Genomic DNA, 20476 nt, shown 5'->3' with positions numbered 1-20476 from the left:
TATGCCCGTTGGCGAAATGACTAGACCAAACTCCTGTCTCATTGCTAACAATGCGCCGGGCTCGACCATGCGCTACCGAAGGTCGGATAGGCCTGGCGTGCCAACCCGGCTCTCTATGCGTTGGCCGCTGCGTAGCACCATTGGCTGTCATTAACATCTTCGTTCCGAGTTGGCGTACGCCAGATGCTGGGCTCGGTGTCCTCGCTAGAAGGGGCTGCGGAGATGCTTCCGCAGCCGTATCGATGCGGAACCAGCGCCGAATCCGCACAAACGGGACATCCCAAGCCTCCCGATGGCAACGCAGGTTCTGGACCATCTTTCTATTTGTCGCGAAGCGATTACGCTCGCGAACTGTTCGGGCACCATGAATGCGATGGACAAGCGGTCGAGCATCGCAAGCTCTTGGCGGCGATCGTCCGCGAACGTTTCCTGTTCCGGTTAGATGGCAAGTTGCTGGTCAGGATGATGGATGAAGCACGCTTATTGCCATGTTGAGGACCAAATGGCCTTTCTCGGCGGAGCAGCGCGCTAACTGATTTCGCCCGACGACCAGCGCGGCTCGTGGTCGCCGCACGATCCCAGCGGCCGAGGTGGGGCCGTGAGGAGCCGAAGACGTCGCATCTGGCATCTTAAAGAAGTGGGAGGCTACCCTCATATTGCACTGTCTGGTGGCTCGAGCAGCGATCTAGCCGGCATTGGGCGATGCCTGTGGCGGATCGTTCTCATCGATCCACTGGGGCAGATCGAGTTGAAAAGTCAATGCGATCTTTACCTGCCGGAACTGGTAGGGGTGACTGCCCGCGCTTTGGGATATTCTGTTGGAGGCGACGATCCGCTCGCAGCAAAACGTCACGGCAGCTCGAAACGATGGATCGCGACCTGTGGATCCGCAAGCTCTCAAGAGAGCAAAATCTGCGGAGGCGATTATGAAGACACAATCTGCAGACTACAGAACCGACGGCGCGGGTAAGATCCCGCTGAGCAATCTAGATGTAAGCGAAGGCAAGCGCTTTCAAGATGATAGCATATGGGGTTACTTCGAGCGGCTGCGAAGGGAAGATCCCGTTCACTACTGCCAAGATAGTCCCTATGGTCCATATTGGTCCGTAACGAAATACCGCGATATCGTAGAGGTGGATACTGATCACAAGACATTCTCGTCGGAGCAAGGCGTCACTATTGTCGACGTGCCTGACAAGCACTGGACGCAGAGTTTCATCAAGATGGGGCCGCCTAAGCATCGCGAGCAGCGTGATACTGTAAGTCCGATAGTCGCGCCGGAAAACCTGACCAAGCTCGAAAGCTTGATCCGTCGTCGCGTCAGGACGATTCTGGACGGCTTGCCGCGCAACGATGACTTCAATTGGGTGGATAGGGTCTCCATCGAGTTGACGACGCAAATGCTTGCCACGCTATTCGACTTTCCTTTTGAGGATCGGCGTCTCTTGACCTATTGGTCGGACGTAGCTGTTGCAATGCCGAGAATTGGCCAGCCGATCGATAGCTGGGACAAGCGAAGTGCGATCTTGTCCGAGTGCTTGGCGTGTTTCGCGCGGCTTTGGAACGAGCGCATCAATGCCAAGCCGCGTCTCGACCTGATTTCCATGATGGCACACTCGCCTGCAACTCGACACATGGAGCCGAGTGAGTTTCTCGGCAATCTAATTCTGCTGATCGTCGGTGGGAATGACACCACGCGCAATTCGATTACCGGCGGCCTCCTGTTCATGAACCAGCACCCCTCCGAGCTGCGAAAGCTCCGCGATAATCCCGAACTGGTCTCGAGCGCCGTGTCCGAGATTATTCGATATCAAACGCCCATCGCACATATGCGCCGCAACGCCACGGCCGATGTCATCGTCGGTGGGAAACAAATCAGGAAGGGCGACAAGGTCGTCATGTGGTACATCTCTGGAAACCGCGATGATGAGGTCATCGAGGACGCCGACAGCTTCGTCATCGATCGCAAGAACGTGCGGCAGCATCTTTCATTCGGATTCGGGATCCATCGCTGCGTTGGTCGACATCTTGCGGAGCTACAGCTGAAAATCCTCTGGGAAGAAATCTTGAAAGCGCGACTGAAAGTCAAGGTTGTCGGCGAACCGGAGCGAATTGCGTCGAATTTTGTGCACGGTTATTCCGCTCTTCCTGTGCGGATTCCAGTGTAGGTCGTGATGCTCCGGCTTGGCACCGCCAGCAGTGCGGTTTGGTCTTCCTCTTTGACCTCTCTCGTCGCTACATAGTCCGCAAAAGCGGTTGATCGGCGTGAAGGAATGTTCATCTCGGGAACTGGGCAGCATTCAGCAGGCATAGAGTGCCTGCGAGGGGGATGAACGGGATGCCCGGCCGAGGTCTTTGCGAGCTGTCAAAGGCAGCCCAGATGGATGCCAATATTGGAAGTGACCTTTGACCTAGCGTTTTCGATACGTCCGGCGATGAGCTCAACATTGAAGACTGTAGCGGTAGGGGCGATTTTCCTTGGAGAGGCGCTTTCGATCATCGCAGAGTTGATTGCCTCAAAGCAGTTTGGAAAGGCCGGCGGGGATCTGGCAACGCTCCTGCCGATGTGTCTGCTGATATCCTTCGGCGGCATCCTGCTCGTTTTCGGATATGCACTGGGCTACATGTATCTCGAGAACATCTGGATCATTATCGCGATATCGGTGGGAGCAATTTTAGTGGTTGAGCCGATTCTAACCCTGCTCCTGTTTCGAGATGTGCCGACGGCAGGCTCGCTGATCGGGTTGGCGCTCGGTGCGCTGGGCACGCTCGCTGCGATATTTTTATGAGCGTATTCTAAGTGCGCTTGGATGGACGGCGTCTTCGGCGGGATCCCATTTTGGAGTTGCGCAACGTCGGTTCTGCTCAATTTGAATGCAAGAAGAAGATGTTGCTTTGACGAATTGTCCACACACAGCCGGGATTTGCGCATCGTTGGATCCGTGAACGTTTCGATCGAAGACCAGCATCTCCTGCCCGCAAACAGGACGCTTGCGGCTGCCGAAGGTCCGCAGATCGACATCCGGCGGTACTTTCTTTCACCATCATTCTCCAGTCCGTTCGACGATGCGGGCATGCTTGTGACGGCTCTTCAGGATTCGGGATGGCCCTTGGCAAGGCTGTTCCATAGACAAAGCCGCCGGCATCGGCCGAGTTCTTATGGATCGCCGTCAGGGCCATTCTGCGCAGCTGGCAGCGCACATGGCTCTCACGACGAGGCAACGCCAGGCTGCGGCCCCGCACAGCACTAACTATCCTGCGGCGTCGCGTTCTTCGCTGCATCGTCGTCTCCAGCGCCACAGCAGCTTCCATGGAATCGGAACTCGGGCGACTCGGATTCTCTTGTGCATCCGAAGAGCGCCCTTCGTCAGCCAGTCGTCAGCCAGGCGGTCTATCCAGCTAGGCTGCGCATTGTTGATTGTATCGGAGATGGAATATGACGGGCATAGGCCTACCTGGCGAACCGCACATTGGGGCTGCAGGAGCCGACAGCACGTCGGGATCGAGCAGTTCGCGCTCGGAGAGCGGTGTCATCCCTGCGGAAGGCAGCCAAGTTTTTGACGTCGTCGTGGAGCGCATGCGCTCCGCGCCTGAAGATGAAACGGCGGTGCTCACGAGCCAGCCGTCCGGTTCGGGTGTGACAGTCCCCATTTCCTCTGGAGGTGAGGGGATCGAGCCAGCGATGCGAAAAATGAACAGCCTGCTTGTGGAACTTGATACTTGCCGCAATGCGGCCGTGAACGCCCAGAATTCGCCAGAGGAGCAAGAACTGATCGATCGGTTCGTCAAGGCAGGCTCAGCAGTTCTGGACTACTACGCGAACCTGCCCTCACATGTAGCGCGCAGCATTCTGTCTGACGATCAGGCTCATCGACTTCGTGACGAGACACTCGAGGCAGCGGACCAATGCAATGCGCTGGGCACCCCGACGACCTACGCACTGGAGGGGAGCAGGAAGAATGCGGGCAAGGTGCTTGAGAGGATCCGCCAATCCAACGCTCCACCAGAGCAGCTGATCCGAGCGGCGTCCAGTGTGGCGAAACACTATTTGGCTTGCGTGGAGTGGTGGGGAAAGAAGGCACTGCGCTCGGAGCGGATGCAGTCCATCTGCGCGGCCACTGCCAACTTGCCAAGCACAACGGCCGAGATGCGGCAGGCCGAACAGGCTGCAGTACGGCTGCACACCGGCTGGGCGCTGTTTACCAAGAACATGCATCTGCAATCGCAGGTCGCTCTCGCGCGGGTCATGATTGAATCGCAGGCGAGCACGTTCGAGCCAGCCGTCAGGCAAATCCTCTTGGGTGAGAACGGTCGGGCGCGTCTACTCGGAACCTTCATCGAGGATGTCGTTCCGGCATTTCTCTCGACGGGCGATGCTGTTCTAAACAGCAAAGGACGGGTCCTCGACGCAGAGCACTGCACCGTTCTGGAAGGGGTCATGGAGCGGCTATCGGAATTTGCGTCGGCTTTGCACGACATGGTTGCCGAGCTAAGGAATGTCGGAGCAGGTGGGAACCTGCCGCTGGAACTGTTGGATCAGATCGAGGAAGCCGCGTGGGTCACTGCCCATGAGATCATGGGCCTCCTGGCACTACAGCCGAAGATGCCCGCCATCATTGCACCTTTAACCGAGGCTGGAGCTGCGTTGCCTGTCAACACAACCGGCAGAGCTGCGGTGGCCGAAGGCACAGCGGCGCGCAGGAAGGGGAAAGGTAAGCGCAGGCCGGCCGCTGGCGCGGGCAGTTCGGCCGTCGGGCGGCCGGAGCTGCAGCCCTCTGGGCCCGGCGCCGACACGGCGCCAGCAGCCAAGGTTATCGTGCTTTCGGATCTGGGCACCAAGAAACTCGCGACTGCAGAGGAGGCACATGCGAGGGCGTCATCGTCGGCGACGGAACACTTGGCGATGTGGCGGGCCCCGCCATCGAAAGAGGCACTGACACGACTGCTCCAGCGGTTGGACGAACTGTTGCAATTCGATCTGGCCGGTCAGCAAAGGGCCATCTCGCAAGCGCGCCACATGAAACCTGAAGATGCCGATCACGTCGTGCACACCGTCGTCGAGCGCCTGCAGAACCAGGCCGCCGAAATCGAGGCCTGTGTAGCCGCGCTGCAGGAGCCTCGTCGACGCGGCCTACTCACGCCTGTGCAAGTGCCCGAAGTGCACGACAAAATCGTCCGCCTCAAGGCAATGTTGTCCGAGGTGCAGGGGCAGGCAAACGCTTTGAAGGCGCGAAAGGCCATGATCAAGATAGATTGCATGAAGACCTATGCCTTCCCCTCGCAGCAGTACCTTGAACGCTTGCAGGCGGCCAAGGAATTAGCTCCCCTGGAGCCACCGCGCGCGTTGAAGGGCGAGCCTGGGACGCTGTTCGAGATCAAGTTGCAGCCAAAGGCACTGGGCAATGGTGCAATGCCAAGTCCGATGTGGGTGCATATTCATACGAAGCGGCCGGGCTATGCGTGGCAGCTGGCGGCATTGGACGACGCCGAATTCGCCGCTTGCCACGTGAAATCCAATGAACAACGCGGCTACAATCGCCTCTGGCAGAATGCTCGAGCTGCAATGGGCCACGAAGACGTCGTGATCCACCGCGGCAAGCTTACGCCGGCGTTCTGCAAGTCCTTGTTGAGCACAGTTGACGGCCAGTCATGGTATCCCCGTCTCGAGGCGGAGTTCGGCGCGATGCAGCTCGCTCGACACGGGATGTAGCGCGCGTATCTCGCGATAGGGTGCCGCTTGCGCTGACACCATCAATAATGCCTCCGATTCCGGATTCTATGCTGGCCGCTGATCCGCTCCAGGACGTCCGAGACTTCGACTCGGGTGAGGATGGAGCCCTGATGAGGAGACCACGATCTTCGTCCACTGCAGAAGGCGAGCGCGTCTTCCGCGATGAGGAAATTCGGTCGATTGCGGCGAGGTCGGCCGCTGGGCGAGAAACTGTGCACCACTGAAGGCAGCAGGCGGAGCGCCAGATGTCGCTCGCTCCTGCGACTACCGCGGGCGCACCTCATCCTGCTTAAGCTCGATCAGGATTCGCGCCAACATTGGTGCAAGTATGCGAGCATGTCCATTCCGCTCGCATAGGGGGACCGCTGCGCTGAGTTGTGGTTCGGCTGGCTGAAGCCGGCGAATCTCGAGCGATTTCCGGTGATCGGCATCCCGCGAGACGCACCTTGGGCCGATTTGACGAATCAAATTGACGATGCACAATAAGGCTGCCTGTCCGTTTTCTATCCTCGGATATGGCCACGACGGTCCCAGCATCGGCCTCCATGGCCCCCAGAAGGTGCTGGGACCTGTTCGTTCCGCACCCACAATCGGGTGAACAGTTCATTTCTCGCTTGCCGGATTCTCTCGTAGGCCGCGCCTCGTTGTCGCGCTGGCCGGGCTATCCCGCTCATACTGGTTGGCAACCCGAGCCGAGCGTAGGCTCGAAGTGTAAGGCAGAACGACTAGTCGCGGGCTGAGATCCAGATGCACATATGCGGTGCAAGACTGTGCCCGGCGTCTGCCCGCATCGCCTAGACCTCCGAAAAGCCCCCACCAAGTGGAACGCGATGTACCACTCGGACGCGCGCACCGACTGCGAAAATCAAGCGGAATGGGACTTGGCTCGGAGATGGTCGCATCAGACGTGGCAGACGCGGCCGCGGTCTTATCTCCGTTCTTCGACTTTCGTCAGCTTCTCGAAAGCCAGCTCTTTTAGCATTCGAAACTGGCCTCTCGATGACGAAGCCGCACATGTCTGAATTCGTGATGAACTTCAGCTTCACTCGCCGCCGAGAGTCTTCAAGAGGCCTTTGTTCTCATAACAGATAGGAGAGCTGAATGGATCCCAATCCGATCGATAATGCCCGCTCACCAGGATCACCAACGGCGCACGTCTGGACACAGGAAGACCATGATTTGTTCAGTCGGGTCATGAATGAAGCCGGGCCATCATCATCTGCCGAGCCTGAAGAAGCGGTAGATGTCTCATTCGCCGCTCCCCAAAGATTTTCCCACGGTTCGCAAATCGCCCCTGACTCAATGGTCGAGAGGCTGTTCCACCGTGGTCTCTTGCCGGATGCGGACCAGCCGACGATGACCTATGAAATCCAAGGTCACCGCTACACGGCCGGTTTGGATGGGTCCAATCGCGTTCGTCTTGTTCATAACCCTGCGGGGGACCAAGTGGTTGGGGCAGGCCGGGCGGGGATACCGGACTTCGGGGCCTTCTTCACGGAGAACCGGCGCTTCGGAACGCCGCTAGCACAGCAATGGGCCACACCTGCCCTCATGGACAAGTTGCGCGAAGAAGGTTTCATGCCGACCGCAAACACCCCCACAACAATCCAGCTTAACGGAAGGGCTTATCAAGCCGAGTTGGCCGAAGGTGGGTTCGTTAAGCTTACGCGGGTATGAGACGCCCCCGACTGTGACCGATCGCGCCGGCCTGGAGCCCCGCGATCGCTTCGGTTGTTGTTACCGACACAGGCAATTCATCGCGCTGCAGTGAATTGTTCGCGCCGCCAGTGGGTACGCATCGTTGGACCCACTGGCAGGCAACGGGATGCCCGGTCACCGCGCGGTTGCGATAAGCTGCGTCGTTTTGCGAAGCCGGCGTCGAGCATCATCTCGACAAGCTTTCGACATTGCCATCCGCCGACGGCATGGCAGCCGCAACCGCCTCGCTCTCTAGGCGACGTGCGAGTGAAGAGCGCTATCGCCGAGCGAGCGGAATGCAGCACAAGCTCTGCCTATGCGTTCGATCAAGCCATCAGCTCGCGAGTGCTGAGCCGGTTCAGCTTTGTCACCAGCACCACGTCGGGTTGGAGGCTGCGATCATCAACTGTGTGACTTGCGACCGATCGGCGCGAACACAGCTGATCTTCTCGCTGTAGATCGCGGTCGCGCTGGTCGCCGTTAGGGTGTCGAACTGGCGGGTGAGATGCCGGTCCTGGATGCTAACGCGGCATATCCCTGAATGGTCATTTGGTGGTTCTACTTTCGCAAAAGCTATCGGCATGGTGATAATCTGTTTGGACCATGGTTCTTCTCGTTGGCAGTGAGTACCGTGTGGTTCTTGTAGGGGGCAGCCGCGATCGGGAGCTTCGAGGAAGTCCGCTGATGGCTGCAGCCGGTACGCCACGAGGCGCGGCGAAGTCGGCCGCGCGCGCAACAACCATGTCGCCCTCGGTGGAAAGTTCTAGCTAGGAACGCACTCCCGCTTCATTGGCAGCATGCCGCCATACTTGAACGGGTCGAAGCCTTGCGGTGTAGCCTGTAGCATAGCCGAACAAACGATTGGAATTTCAGCGATCGCCGCAGTCGTCGCATCCGTCATGATGAGTTCGCTTGTGCACTCATTCCGAATATGACTGACCGCTCGGGCAGACGTCCGGTCTCCAAGGAGTGCAAGTCAAAGGAGTGCAAGTCAAAGGAGTGCAAGTCATCGGGCCGGGACGATGCAGTCATCGCGTTGTCCGATTGCTCCGATCAATGCGGACCGCTTCGAGGCCGGCGAGAAGCCGACCATAAACGGCTTGTCCGAGCGGCTTATAACCGAGCCCGCGCAGATGTCCGAACTCATCCATCCCGTAGATAGGCCTGATCGAGAAAATCAATTTTACCACCTGTGGTGCCGTCATATATCCGTGAGGGCGGCTTGGGGCCGATCTAAGGAGCGACTCTGGAATGAAAAAATTGCTGTTTGTGACTGCGAGCGCCATCGCGCTTGCAACGGCGGCGGTGCCGGCCTGTGTTGCTGAGGCCGCCGCTCAGCCCGTCGCCACCAAGGTGCAGGTGGCCGATACGTCATATCCTCAATGCGCGGACGACCCGTTGAATGGTATCTGCGATCTGTTCTTTTGTTTGACCGATCCGGCGTGCGTACAGCACTGACCACGGGATACAAACCAGGCAGAAAATGAGAATCGAGGCCTCGCAGCGCGGCCGCTCGTGGGAACAGCGGCCGCGTCCTCTCGCGTAAAGAGATTTTCGACTAGTCTCTGAAGCCGTTCCAGTTCCACCGCTGAAGCATGAGCGCGTGGAACGGATCTTCCAGCACAGCTTGGCCATCAAGGATCATGCAAAGCACACCGCGGAGCTGCACGTTATCATCCGAGCGCGGGACAAGAATTTAAAGCGATTGCAATCGTTGATTCAATCGAGGCCTCGACTCTCGATATGGACAGGCCCAGCGACCGCGCGCGGGGCATCGCAGGTCCGTCAACCGCAAGTAGTCATAGGTCCGACGAAACCCATTCAAATGCGCTCGCCGGTAGAGGTCTGCTGGTGATCTAACGGTAAGTGGAAGCCGAAGAGTCCTATCCATATCCATATGGCTTGCCGAGATGCGTGACAGAGTGCGCGCCAGACGGCGCCTCCGTTCGCGGCCGACCCGCCTCCAAAGGACGAATCTACCTAACGGAAAAAGTCGCTAAAACTGCATGCAACGACAGAGGTAAGCGGAAGCGTCCAGCGTCGCGGTCTCTGCCAAGAGCCCCGCCGATGCACGCCGACACTGTCTCGTTCCATCGTGCCGATGGGCGAGAACGTCCAATTCCAACCGTTCTCTGATGTGGCAGCTGTTCTGACGGGTGGTTGTTGATGGTGGCGCTCTCAACAAAGTTGCCGAACGAAGCGTTCCGCCCACAGGAAGCGAACCAAGGCGCTCGTTGCAGAAAACTCGTGCGTTGTTAACACCCTATTCAAGAGCGCCATAACGGACTCTCGCGAAACCAAGCCGAAGTCGGCCAGGGCGCAAGAGGAAAGCTGCGATGAAATCGTGTCTGCACGAGCCGCAATCGCCTTTGGTAACACAAGCGCGAACGTCTCCTTTACATAACCGGGCGGAAACACATCGCAGCCCAGCCGATTGCGCAGGTAAGAGCGGAGTATTTCCTTGCCGGCGCGAAGTGCAAGTGGAAGCCTCGCTGCAGTATTAATCAATCTCGGATCGCCTAGCGGGCGAACGGGCCAAAGTCCTCGCTTTGCGAGTGGACGAGCATGACAAAGGCTTGCGAGCAGAAATGTGGACACAGTCGCGCTAAGCGGCGCGCTAAACAGGAAAGATGAATGAGCGGCGTCGAGCGCGCGCTTTGTCAACAGGCCTTCTGCAAGTTCGACGGCGATCTTAAGGTGACGTGAAGACGAAGATCTGGGGGCCTCCTCTTCGATGGTGGAACAAGCGCAAAGCTCGTCGCCGCCGATGCCGGACCAGATGATTTCGCAGCCGTCCGCGCGAAACCTGTCCCAGAGTGCCTCAAACGCCTCAAGGTAATACTCTGAAGTGAGTGGCAGGCGTTGTTCTGGGACAAGATTCAGATCAATCGCCGGCATGTGGGTATGCATTTCAAGGGAGTGATCGCGGCAATTCAGTGCGCTCAAAATGCGCGCTCGCCGATCAGACTGCCTGGGGCTACTCCCGTCGCCCAACAGTATGCCGCCACATCTTAGGGTTTTCACGCTCTTGCCAACAGCAATCGCGACCGAAGCGGAATCCATACCTCCGCTCAGCACCACAGCGCTTGCACAAATGCCCGTTGGCCGCGAAAGAACAACTTCCTGCAAAGTATCCGCAAACTCAAGGAGGCCATTGCCCTGCTCCCGCCCAGAGAGCTCATCAGTGAACGGATTTAATGAACCGTACTCAAAAAAAGTTTCCGACCTGTCGACGTACAAGGTTGCGCCGGCAGTCAGTAAGTTAACCCCGACGCAGGGCTGCCGCGCAGAGTAAAACGTTCTCATCGACAAATGATGAGCCATAATCTCTCTATCAAGCGCTCGCGATGTACTCAAAAAATCGACGAAATCCCAAGAGAGCGTAACCGTACGAGTGCGTTCCTCCACGTGGAAGTAGATCGGCAGGCTGCCGATATGGCCAGCTCGTACCCGCAAGCGGGGACCTCGGCGGGCGGCCTCGATCACGACAAAGTCGAGCGGCCAGTGCATGCATTGTTGGTAGTGCTGACGAAGCTGATCCGCAGCAGCGTTAGCTGTGGCGATGGGGTGTGTGCCGAACTCGTCTGCTACTCGTTGACGCTCCCGTATGACGAAGAACCATTGGTCAGAGTTCTTTAGCAAAAAGCTTTCAAGGCTCTTATGCTGGAATGGCCGGATGTAGCTTTCACCAATCGCTATTGAGCAGTCTCTGACGGCAGGATCGAAGGTTTCCAGATCACCTATTCTCAGAGTAGCCTTGAGCATTGTTCTCGATGCAAACTCAAGCTCCCCTCGTGTGAGGGGCGGCAACAGAGAGTGAAGAATGATACAATCAATCTTAAAGCCAGCCCTCCGTGGCGCTATCGTTAGGCAGAGGTCCCTTTGGCGTCTTAATGGTGGGGGGCGGCAGAACCGGTAGAGGAAGGTCAGTTGCATCAGACTCGGGCCGTTTGCGCGTGTCTGCAGTTGCACTCTTCATGTCGTATTCCTTACGGATCGGGCTTCTCGTCATCTCGACATCCTATGCTTCAGTAAGGAGCTGGATAGCGTGGCGTGGCAGCGTGTCGGCCGCAAATGAAGTATTTCATGTGGGAAGCCGGGCGACAACCTACCAAGACTGGCGGGGTTAGATGACAGCGCTGGACGGAGCTCATTTGAAGCCCACTGGCGGTAAACGATAGCAAATTCCGGTGAGCACGCATCGAGTATCTTTACGCGAGTTCGTTTCAAATCTAGTTCGTGCGAGCAAGGCCATGCCGCCCTCTGCGCAAAGCAAAGCGCCGTTCCCTCGACTCGTCACAGATATGTCAAAGTACACAGCGTTGTCGCCGATTTCTGAAATCTTGCATGCGTACTGGCGGTCCGATCGGTGCCTGCTTCTCGTCGTTGCCACGGTGGTGCTGATCTCAAGCGCGAGCAGCGTTGCAGCCCCCTATGTATTTTCGTCTCTGATTGATCGTCTGCCGCGGAGTGAAGGCGCGTCGGTGCTCGGCTGGGGATTCGCTGGCTATGCGGTCCTGCTTGGAATTGCGTCCGCATTTCAGAGTATGCTGCAGTATCTTTCCTTTATGACAGCAGAGAACCTTGGCTTCATCGCTGCAACTCGCTTTTTCGATCGAATCCTGAGAAAAACCGCAGCCTTTTTTCTTGAGCATAATCCCGTGGAGATACAGAGTGCGGCCGCGCGCGGGCGCAGCGCGTTGATCACGATGGTCCAGCTTGGCACTACGATCTTCCTCCCTGCTGCAGCGCAGCTTCTGCTTACGATTGCTACTCTAGGTGCACTGGTCAATATTGAGATCGCTGCAATCGTCGTCGCTTATGGGGCTGCCGCGATCACATTGACATGGAGTTCGACGCGTCGGGCGCGCGTATTTCTGGACCGGGCCGCCGACGCCGGACAGGAGAATGCGCGTTTCGTCGGTAACGTCACGAACGCCATGGACACGTTGCGCCATTTTGGCAGTCATGCCTGGATGAGCCAGCGCTTTACTATGAAAGCGTGCGAGGTGCGCGATAACTTGCGAGCCTACGTGCTTCAACGACTGCCCTACATCGCCGTGCTCGGCTTAGCCGTCGCGCTACAATTCGCCGTCACTCTTCTCCTTCTAGTTCCTGACTACCAGGCCGGCGTGGTCACGATCGGCGACATTGTGCTATTCAACACGCTTATACTCCAACTCAGTATGCCTTTCGAGATGGTCGCGCGCGCGATCTCTGACGCGTCGCGGTCGCACGCCGACCTCATCCCTCTCGCCAGACTGTGGGGCGCACCAGAAGAGCGGCGAACGTCCCATGCTCATGATTTCGCACCCTCTGCTGGCCAGCTGTCTTTCGAGGGCATTGGTTATGCCTACGAAAACGGTCGTGGCGTTGCGAACGTCTCGTTTTCGGCTGGACGCGGCGGGATTACCTTTCTTATCGGCGAATCAGGATCGGGGAAGTCGACAATCTTTAGGCTCGTCCTGAAATCAATCGAGCCAGACTGCGGCCGTATTCTGGTCGATGGAACCGATATAACGGATATCGATCGCACGGATTGGTATACTGCAGTTGCTGTCGTGCCGCAGGACGTGATGTTGCTCAACGAGTCGCTGGCCGACAACATTCTGCTAGGACGGCCCCGCGATGAGGTGCGCCTTCGTGCCGCGTCGGAAAAAGCCGCTATTCTTTCTTTCATCGAGACGCAGCCGGACGGATTTGAAACAACTGTTGGAGAACGCGGTTTGAAGCTTTCAGGCGGGGAGCGCCAGCGTATGGCTATTGCCCGTGCGCTCTATGGCGAGCCCGCGATCCTTCTTCTCGACGAGGCCAGCTCGGCCCTTGACGAGCGAACCGAGCGGGACATCATGGAACATATTCGCAGCCTAGCGGAAGATGTGACCGTGCTGGCGATTACGCATCGCAGAGGCGTCATCTCTACAACCGACGTCGTGGTCGATCTGACCCCCTGCGGTTGTCAGACATAGGCAAGGCGGATGCTCAGCCCGCGCCTCTGCCGGTCTAAGAATGCCGGTTGCGGAATGTCTGCAAGTTAGACGAACCAAGCCATTGCCAACAGCCGGCCGGCGAATCTGCTGGCCAAAGCTGGACAGAACGGGACGTTCGAGTCGTCACGTCGTCTCGGGAATTCCTGCCAAGGCTCATGTCAGCCGACTTGCGATTCAAACGCCGCGACACCCGGCCTGGAACAGGTAACAGCCGAACAGCTGGTCCAGTCGAGCTCAATTCGATCTGAGTCAGCCGAGTGATGCATCTGACCCAATATTACCCAACGCTCGTTTGAAAAGCCGCTCAAGAGGGAAAATGAGGGATTAGCAAAAGTGGAAAGAGATCGACTTCAATGGACCGCGGATGCTGTTAGGCTGGCCAGCTTCCGGACGAGGAAATCCCATTCCAACTCGCGGCACGGTGGCGCGACTACTGGATCTAGTGGGTTTGTAGTTCCTCGGCATGAGCTACTGGTAAGGCCGTTTGACGGCACGTCTCGCGGACCAAGGCGCGCGCCAGACCAGGAAAACCCGATGCAGCTGATCGCACTGTACCGTACTTCTCTCGCACTGATTCTGTTTGCCTGCGGGGTAATGGGCAGTGCGCAAGCCGACGATCCATCGCGGCCCGCCCAGGTCACGACGCCGTCCGGCCTAAAGAGTGGCGCCGGCCAAACGCCGAGTATGCCATCTGTTGCTGAGCCGCATCGTCTGCCGCCGGACTCCAGCACCAGGCACACGCTTGAGCTCCCTGGACGAACGCTTGCTTTCGTCGCGACCGCCGGCTCCATCCGCCTGTTCGACGACAAGGGCGAGCCGCAGGCAGACATCGTTTATACCTCCTATCAGCTCGACGGCACCGATCGCGGCACACGCCCGGTAACGTTCTTTTTCAACGGCGGACCGGGCTCATCATCGGCCTGGCTGCAGCTCGGCAATGCGGGACCGTGGCGGCTGCCGATCAATGCTGACGAGGTCACGCCATCGACATTTCCGGAGGCGAGGCCAAACGCGGAAACCTGGCTCGATTTCACCGATCTGGTGTTTCTCGACCCCGTCGGCACCGGCTACAGCCGTTTCGTGGGGACCAGCGATGACGTGCGCAAGCGGTTCTTCTCCGTTGAGGGCGACGTCAACTCACTCGCGTTGGTGGTCCGCCGTTGGCTCGAAAAGCATGACCGGCTGTTGTCGCCGAAATACATTGTGGGTGAAAGCTATGGGGGCATTCGCGGGCCAAAGGTTGTGCACCAGTTGCAGATGCGGCAGGGCATAGGTGTCAAGGGGCTGATCATGGTCTCGCCAAGATTCGACTCCAGCCAGTTTGCCCACACGAGCCTGCTGCAGTACGTCGCAAGACTGCCGAGCTATGTCGCTACCCTGCGTGAAGCAGAAGGTCCGGTAAAGCGAGCCGATCTCGCCGACGTGGAAGCTTATGCACGCGGGGAGTATCTGGTCGACCTCATCAAGGGCCAGGCGGACAAGGAAGCAACCATGCGTCTGGCCGATAAGGCTGCGGCGCTGACCGGCATCGACCAAGCGGTCAGTCGCCGGCTCGCGGGCCGCTTCGACCTAGCCGAATTCCGCCGTGAATTCAATCGTAAGAACGGCAAGCTAATCGGCAATTATGACGCCTCGGTGCATGGCCTAGATCCATATCCGGAGTCGGATCTTCACCTTTCCGGGGATCCCTCGAGCGATACACTGCTGGCGCCTCTGACCAGCGCCACTGTCGATCTCCTGACTCGCAAGCTTAACTGGCGGCCCGACGGCTCCTATGAGCTATCCAACGGCGCCGTCGTCCAGGCTTGGGACTTCGGCCGCAGCCCTCCCGAGTCGCTCTCGGAGCTACGCCAAATCCTGGCAACGGATCGGAGCATGAAATTGCTGGTCGGGCACGGCCTGTTTGACCTCGTCACGCCGTATTTCGAATCACAAATCCTGCTCGATCAATTGCCGCCATTTGCCTCGGCTCCGCGCGTCAAACTTGTCGTTTTTCCCGGCGGCCACATGTTCTATTCGCGGGACAATTCGCGTCAAGCGTTTCGTACAGAGGTCGAAGCGATGATGAAGTAGTGCCGGCGACGAACTTGATCACAAGCAAGCTCGTGTTCCGGCGCGCGTAGTCACATTCTCTCAGCGAGTGCAGAAGAAGTCCTAGCGCCTCGCTTCGAGGCGCGAGACGCCGGCTACGATTCGTCGTGTGCGCCGTCACTTACGATGGGGCAAACACAACGAGACGAGACGGTATTTCGGACAACGGGCTCTGGACTTGGCAGGAGATTGCACTTTGGGCTTCTATCGCCAGCATTCTCGCAGCCGCAATCGGTTTTTCCTGGAATGCAAATCCGCTCGCGCAAGCGTTCGCGGCAATCTTCATCGCCTGCGCGCTGATCCGCCGCTCTTGCCTATGGTCCGCGCCGAGCCTCAATCCTGTTTGCTTCGTGCAGCACGATTGCGCTCACCGATGGAAAGCCTTGGGCTTTCACTTCGGCAGCTATCATTTCGAGCTGGGCGCGGATTTCCCCCATATCGGCCTCGTTCCACTCATCATCGGACCGTTCTGGTTCGGGCTGGCTATTTTTCGTGGACAGTGACGCCGATCCTACTTGATGGCGCCGATCGTCAGCTCGATCGGCCTTTCAACTGATCGCTATGGCCAGTCGTCGCTGGGTTCGTCGTGAGCCAATTGGACAAATTGACCATCGCGCTCGCGGAAAAGTTCGGGCCCGGGGTTTTGTTTTGGCGCCGTCAAGCGACGGGATGGCTAACGGGATCCCCCCGGGGCCGGGACTCGGGCGGACACGGCCTGCGAGCTAGTTCCAAGCAGGATTGGACATGAGGCGCACTTCTGTCCCTGCAGGTTTTTGGAAGACACCCAGATCGATATTCTCGGCAAATGCCTTCCTTGAAGAAAATGCGGCTGCTGTGCGAGCAATGCGAAATGGCCCGGTTCAGGCGGCTGCCTTATTGGCTTGTCAGATGCGGTGCAAGCTGGCTTCAACGCCTCCGCGTCGCGAGGATTCGAGCCATGAAGAAAATTCTCGATCTGGCGTCCATTCACCCAGCATCGCTCCAGGGCGAGATGAGAACCGTTTTGCACAGCACTTTCTTGCACCAGGGCGGCACCGTGTCGTGAATCACACCTACTAGGCGTCGCCATTGATATCTGCTCAGCTCAAGTGCCCGCGCGTTCGCAGATGCGGCCAATGCGGATTTTACGGCTCGTCACTGCCTTCAGGCGTCCTGGCGAATCCTGCTGTATGGGAATGCGAACTCGTCCGCGCAGTCAAGCGAGTGTCGTAAGCATTGCGGCGATAGCAGCTGTGAAGTCCTGTCTTTTCGGGAGCGGTCTCGGTGCAGAGCTTAGATGTTTTGTGCCATTCAGTTTTCTTCTTCATTGGCTGGCCGGGCCTCCAGGTCCTTCGCGGGAGAGTTTTCAGTAGGCCGCGCTTTCTTGTCCCGCTTTTTGGCGCTCGGGGATTTCGGCGGCTCGCTGGATCCGGACACATCTTCTTTTGCTTGCACTGCGTGGCGTCGCTCGGGACCTCGGCGCCGGACTATGCCGATGAGGCCGACAAGCACCAGCGCGAGGCCGGCAGCGATCACGAGAACCGGGACTGCGTTTGCCCAATCGAGCCTCAAGGATTTGACCCTTACTAGATTGCGGGCGCCAACCGAGCACCAGGACAACGAAGACTAAGTTTGGTCGTTGCCCCGAGTATTCGTCAGGCTCTCTTTTATGTGTTCAGCTTGTCAGTTTCTCGGCCAGGTGGCTGTCCTTTATCAGCGCTGGTCCCTTGCGTTCTCGATCATAAACCATCCAGCCAGAGGTCCCCATTCGAACGATAAATCTGGCCTGCGCAGGCGTTCCAAAATTCACTAGCTCTCTATAAGCCTTGCAACCCATCAATTAGGCTCGCCATCGGCATGCAAGTCAATTGTACTATGTGAATCTGCGCATTCGGATTGGGCGAGCAGTCTCCAGACGTTCGTTGCATCCATCATTCCTTGAAATTCCAAGCCGCGTTGGAACGTCCTGCCGATCGATCCAATGAACAAGAATGGTCAAAGGACTTTGATTGCACGTAGCGGTCTCGGTCGATGCGGCAGAAGCCGCGCGGGCTATCTATGAACTCACCAGCCATAGCGACGAAGAGGCCCGGAAGCGGTTGATGGGTATTTAGATGCCCACCATCTCCCCGACCAGGATCGACCATAGGTTGCCGGCAGCCTGAAGCGTGGCTAGGTTGCCGGTCAATTGCCCTGCTACCGTCTCGCCTTACCCCGTCTGGACTGAAAGCGGCCGCCCTCGCGAATGCCCTCGAGCTCCTTTTGCTGGAAGCTCTTGGAAGGACATGCGATGCGATCAGGAGGTGAGGAGGAACCGAGTTTTGGCTAGCTGCCGTGGCTAGCCGCGGGCCGTAACTTCTGATCACACGATCCTATCAATGAACCAGGCACAGGGCAGGCGTCGAGACATGTAACCGAAGATCCTCGGCGAAATCTACCTTTCCAGCACCATCTTTGAGCGCGCTGAGAATCGCGGTTCGAACCTAGGCTTTGGTACTTCGGACAGGCCGGACGTCCTCGCTTCTTAGCTCCGGGCACTCCATCGATCGCGTCGTGTTCACCGCTGCGAGCGCCCGACAGTCTGATGAAGCCAATGACAATCGACGCAATCCCGGGTGCTCTCGGGGCTATCTGTGCCGTCCGTGCTCTCGATGGCCCGCGCGAACGACCACGTCAAAGGCGGAGACCTGCATTCTTGCTGACCGGCGCGAGCACGCGACATCAGGCGGAAGAGACCCGCAACCAAATTTGTCCAGCGCTGTGCCATGACCGACTTTACCTGAGCGCAGCGTTCCGAATCTTGAGCGGCGCAGTCTCGGGAATCATGAGCATGGCACAGAGCCCGGCCGCGCTCGCGACAAGCATGTACCAGGCCGGCGCCAGCGCGCTCCCGGTCAGGTGGATCAGCCAGGTGACGATGGGTTGAGCTGTACCTCCGAAGATCGCTATGGCGAAAGCGTAGATCGTCGCGAAGGCGCCGCCACGAATGTTCTTGGGCAAACCCTCGGCCATGCTTACATAGAAGGCGCTATATGGAATCGTTCCGATCAGGGTGAGCGCGCCGAGGCCTCCGAGAAGTGCGAGAGCACTGCGGCTCTCCGAGATCCAGAAGAACACTGGATAGGTCATCAGCAACGCAGCGATCTGCGGCCAAATCATGATGTGCCGGCGGCCCGCGCGGTCTGCGAGCCAGCCGCCCAGCAGTGCGGCGGCAATTCCTACCGCATTGCTGATGAGTGTGGCAGCAAAGGCGAGAGGCGCGGAAACCTGCAAGGTGTTCAGCGCATAGGTGGTCATATATCCCGTGACATAGGTGATGATCGTGCAACTGGCCAAAATGACAAATCCCAGACTTATGATGCGGCGAGCGGTTGGCGATCTCCTTACGGGCTGGCCGCCGGGAGCCGGCGTGTCGGGGCGGTGCAGCGTTTCGGGCAGGTTGCTCCGCAACCAGAGTCCGTACGGCAGCGTAGCGGCGCCGAGCAAAAGCGCGATCCGCCATCCGTAAGCACTGAGCGCCTCGCTTGTCATGGTAAGGGAGAGTATTTCTCCCACAAGCGCTCCGGCCGTCGCAGCAATCTGTTGACTGGCGGGCTGGAACGACACAGCAAGACCGCGCCGTTCGGCCGGGGCCGCTTCCATCAAATAGGCGGTCGTCGGACCAACTTCACCGCCCAGCGCGAAGCCCTGCACCAAACGCGCAAAAATCACCAGTAGCGGAGCGGCAATTCCTATTGTCTCGTACGAGGGCGTAACTGCTAACGCAAGGATCGCCGCGCCCATCATTGCAAAGCTCGCGGTCATGGCGGGCCGGCGGCCGGCCCGATCCGAATACGAGCCGAGTACGATGGCCCCGATCGGTCTGGTCACAAAACCAGCGCCGAAGATTGCGAGCGACAGCATGAGGCTGGCGAACGGGTCGCTTGCCGGGAAGAACGCCTGACCGATCTGGATAGCGAAAAAGCTATAAGTCCCAAAGTCGTAGAATTCGAGAATATTGCCGATGGTTGCGCCCAACATGGCGCGGCCGGTCAAGCGTTCCTCTGCCGGAACGAGGATCGCCTCCGGCTTCTTTCGAGTCAATTGTTCGGCCATCCTCGATCCGTCTGAAGCGCGATGGCTGGCCTGAGCATTTCGATCGGTGAGGCCGCGCACTGCACTCTACTTTCTCTCTACGCCGTCTAGTTGAGGTGGCCGGCTCCGCGTCTTGGTGCTCTGTATGTGCCTGACGCATGCGAGACCGAAGCTCACGACGGTGAGTGCAATAAAAATGCCTGTGCCTCGCAATCCCATTCAAAACTTGAACTGATCGCGCCAATCGCCAGCAAGGATGAATGGAGGCACATTCCAACTGCCGGGGGCCGCTCCAGTGCAGTGGCGGGTTTGCGACAACGTTGGCGGGCGCCGAACAGGCAGTGCCTGTTTTTCGCACGAAGGGCTCGCGCATGTTGCTGCGTTCAGCTGGTTGCGCCCGGCGGACGCATCGGGCAATTTGGCCCGACTTTTGCTCAGCTGCTTGTTAGTTGCGCGCAACCGCCGCCTTGTCTGATTGGTCTGCTGCAGAATGCAGGACCTTCGCGCGATCAAAAGACAACAGGAGTTCGCATTGTTAACGGCACCATGAAATTGATCGACATCGGCGCGGCGCCGCAGGCATCAGGCGGTCATATTCGGTTTGGCGAGCAGCGGCTCCGCGGGTACGCATATGGCAAGCGTGATGTGCCAGAATCTGAGCTCCAGGAATTTGAAATCAAAGTCACCAGCAATGGGAAGACATCTCATTGAGTGGACTTGGGTTCATCAAGGCCGACCCAGGGAAATAGTCTTCCTTTCGTATTGAAGTGCTGCCGTCAGGTATGGGGCGCGAACTGCGCGCGCCGATGTCCGACCAATGATGGCCGCGCTCCGCTCGCCCATCTGCATGCATCCGCGCTCGAGTTAGATGGCAAAGCACGCCTGCAATCAATGCCTCGAATAGAAAGTGTAG

At 58.2% G+C, this 20476-nt stretch carries 12 protein-coding genes; 10 read left to right on the top strand and 2 right to left on the bottom strand.

Translation table 11 applies throughout. The features are described 5' to 3' along the window. The first annotated feature begins 183 nt into the window (after window positions 1-183). The 6 genes from QA635_RS34295 (at window position 184) to QA635_RS34270 (ending at window position 8887) form a co-directional block, all read left to right on the top strand. Entirely contained in the window at window positions 184-495 is a 312-nt protein-coding gene (locus QA635_RS34295; protein WP_283064111.1) for a hypothetical protein, read from the top strand. Window positions 496-926: 431 nt separating this feature from the next. Beyond that, window positions 927-2168, top strand: a complete 1242-nt coding sequence (locus QA635_RS34290; protein WP_283071986.1) for a cytochrome P450 — start codon at window positions 927-929, stop codon at window positions 2166-2168. A 231-nt stretch (window positions 2169-2399) separates the two neighbouring features. After that, window positions 2400-2789 (top strand): hypothetical protein, encoded by a 390-nt coding sequence (locus QA635_RS34285; RefSeq protein WP_283071984.1) that lies wholly within the window; start codon window positions 2400-2402, stop codon window positions 2787-2789. 647 nt (window positions 2790-3436) lie between these two features. Next, window positions 3437-5710, top strand: coding sequence for a hypothetical protein (locus QA635_RS34280; RefSeq protein WP_283064110.1), 2274 nt, complete (start codon window positions 3437-3439; stop codon window positions 5708-5710). Between the two features lie 1122 nt (window positions 5711-6832). Further along, on the top strand, window positions 6833-7408 hold the full coding sequence (locus QA635_RS34275) for a hypothetical protein (RefSeq protein WP_283064109.1): 576 nt from the start codon (window positions 6833-6835) through the stop codon (window positions 7406-7408). A gap of 1272 nt (window positions 7409-8680) precedes the next feature. Beyond that, the gene (locus QA635_RS34270) at window positions 8681-8887 is read left to right on the top strand and encodes a hypothetical protein (protein WP_283064108.1); all 207 of its coding nucleotides are present in this window, start codon (window positions 8681-8683) and stop codon (window positions 8885-8887) included. A 720-nt stretch (window positions 8888-9607) separates the two neighbouring features. Here the strand turns inward: QA635_RS34270 and QA635_RS34265 are convergent. After that, window positions 9608-11194, bottom strand: coding sequence for an asparagine synthase-related protein (locus tag QA635_RS34265; RefSeq protein ID WP_283064107.1), 1587 nt, complete (start codon window positions 11192-11194; stop codon window positions 9608-9610). Between the two features lie 488 nt (window positions 11195-11682). On the opposite strand from QA635_RS34265, the gene QA635_RS34260 reads away from it, so the two are divergent. The 3 genes from QA635_RS34260 (at window position 11683) to QA635_RS34250 (ending at window position 16013) form a co-directional block, all read left to right on the top strand. Then, window positions 11683-13398 carry an ABC transporter ATP-binding protein gene (locus QA635_RS34260; RefSeq protein WP_283064106.1) on the top strand — a complete coding sequence of 572 codons (1716 nt, stop codon included), beginning with the start codon at window positions 11683-11685 and terminating at the stop codon, window positions 13396-13398. Between the two features lie 555 nt (window positions 13399-13953). Continuing rightward, the gene (locus QA635_RS34255; protein WP_283064105.1) at window positions 13954-15492 is read left to right on the top strand and encodes a S10 family peptidase; all 1539 of its coding nucleotides are present in this window, start codon (window positions 13954-13956) and stop codon (window positions 15490-15492) included. A 125-nt stretch (window positions 15493-15617) separates the two neighbouring features. After that, window positions 15618-16013 (top strand): hypothetical protein, encoded by a 396-nt coding sequence (locus tag QA635_RS34250; protein ID WP_283064103.1) that lies wholly within the window; start codon window positions 15618-15620, stop codon window positions 16011-16013. Between the two features lie 2251 nt (window positions 16014-18264). On the opposite strand, the gene QA635_RS34245 is transcribed toward QA635_RS34250, so the two are convergent. Next, on the bottom strand, window positions 18265-19584 hold the full coding sequence (locus QA635_RS34245; protein WP_283064101.1) for an MFS transporter: 1320 nt from the start codon (window positions 19582-19584) through the stop codon (window positions 18265-18267). A 126-nt stretch (window positions 19585-19710) separates the two neighbouring features. Here QA635_RS34245 and QA635_RS34240 point away from each other — a divergent pair, with 126 nt between their 5' ends. Further along, window positions 19711-20274, top strand: coding sequence for a hypothetical protein (locus QA635_RS34240; RefSeq protein ID WP_283064099.1), 564 nt, complete (start codon window positions 19711-19713; stop codon window positions 20272-20274). The last annotated feature ends 202 nt before the right edge of the window (window positions 20275-20476 follow it).

Origin of the sequence: Bradyrhizobium brasilense (genome assembly GCF_029714345.1) — a bacterium.
Lineage (GTDB): Bacteria > Pseudomonadota > Alphaproteobacteria > Rhizobiales > Xanthobacteraceae > Bradyrhizobium > Bradyrhizobium australafricanum.
This window is presented reverse-complemented; position numbering and strand designations above follow the sequence as displayed.

What these genes read in the sequence shown, in the direction of transcription:
- QA635_RS34255 (WP_283064105.1), top strand. Translation starts at nt 13,954, where the DNA reads ATGCAGCTGATCGCACTGTACCGTACTTCTCTCGCACTGATTCTGTTT.
- QA635_RS34290 (WP_283071986.1), top strand. Translation starts at nt 927, where the DNA reads ATGAAGACACAATCTGCAGACTACAGAACCGACGGCGCGGGTAAGATC.
- QA635_RS34280 (WP_283064110.1), top strand. Translation starts at nt 3,437, where the DNA reads ATGACGGGCATAGGCCTACCTGGCGAACCGCACATTGGGGCTGCAGGA.
- QA635_RS34265 (WP_283064107.1), bottom strand. Translation starts at nt 11,194, where the DNA reads ATGCTCAAGGCTACTCTGAGAATAGGTGATCTGGAAACCTTCGATCCT.
- QA635_RS34260 (WP_283064106.1), top strand. Translation starts at nt 11,683, where the DNA reads ATGCCGCCCTCTGCGCAAAGCAAAGCGCCGTTCCCTCGACTCGTCACA.
- QA635_RS34245 (WP_283064101.1), bottom strand. Translation starts at nt 19,584, where the DNA reads ATGGCCGAACAATTGACTCGAAAGAAGCCGGAGGCGATCCTCGTTCCG.
- QA635_RS34295 (WP_283064111.1), top strand. Translation starts at nt 184, where the DNA reads ATGCTGGGCTCGGTGTCCTCGCTAGAAGGGGCTGCGGAGATGCTTCCG.
- QA635_RS34275 (WP_283064109.1), top strand. Translation starts at nt 6,833, where the DNA reads ATGGATCCCAATCCGATCGATAATGCCCGCTCACCAGGATCACCAACG.
- QA635_RS34270 (WP_283064108.1), top strand. Translation starts at nt 8,681, where the DNA reads ATGAAAAAATTGCTGTTTGTGACTGCGAGCGCCATCGCGCTTGCAACG.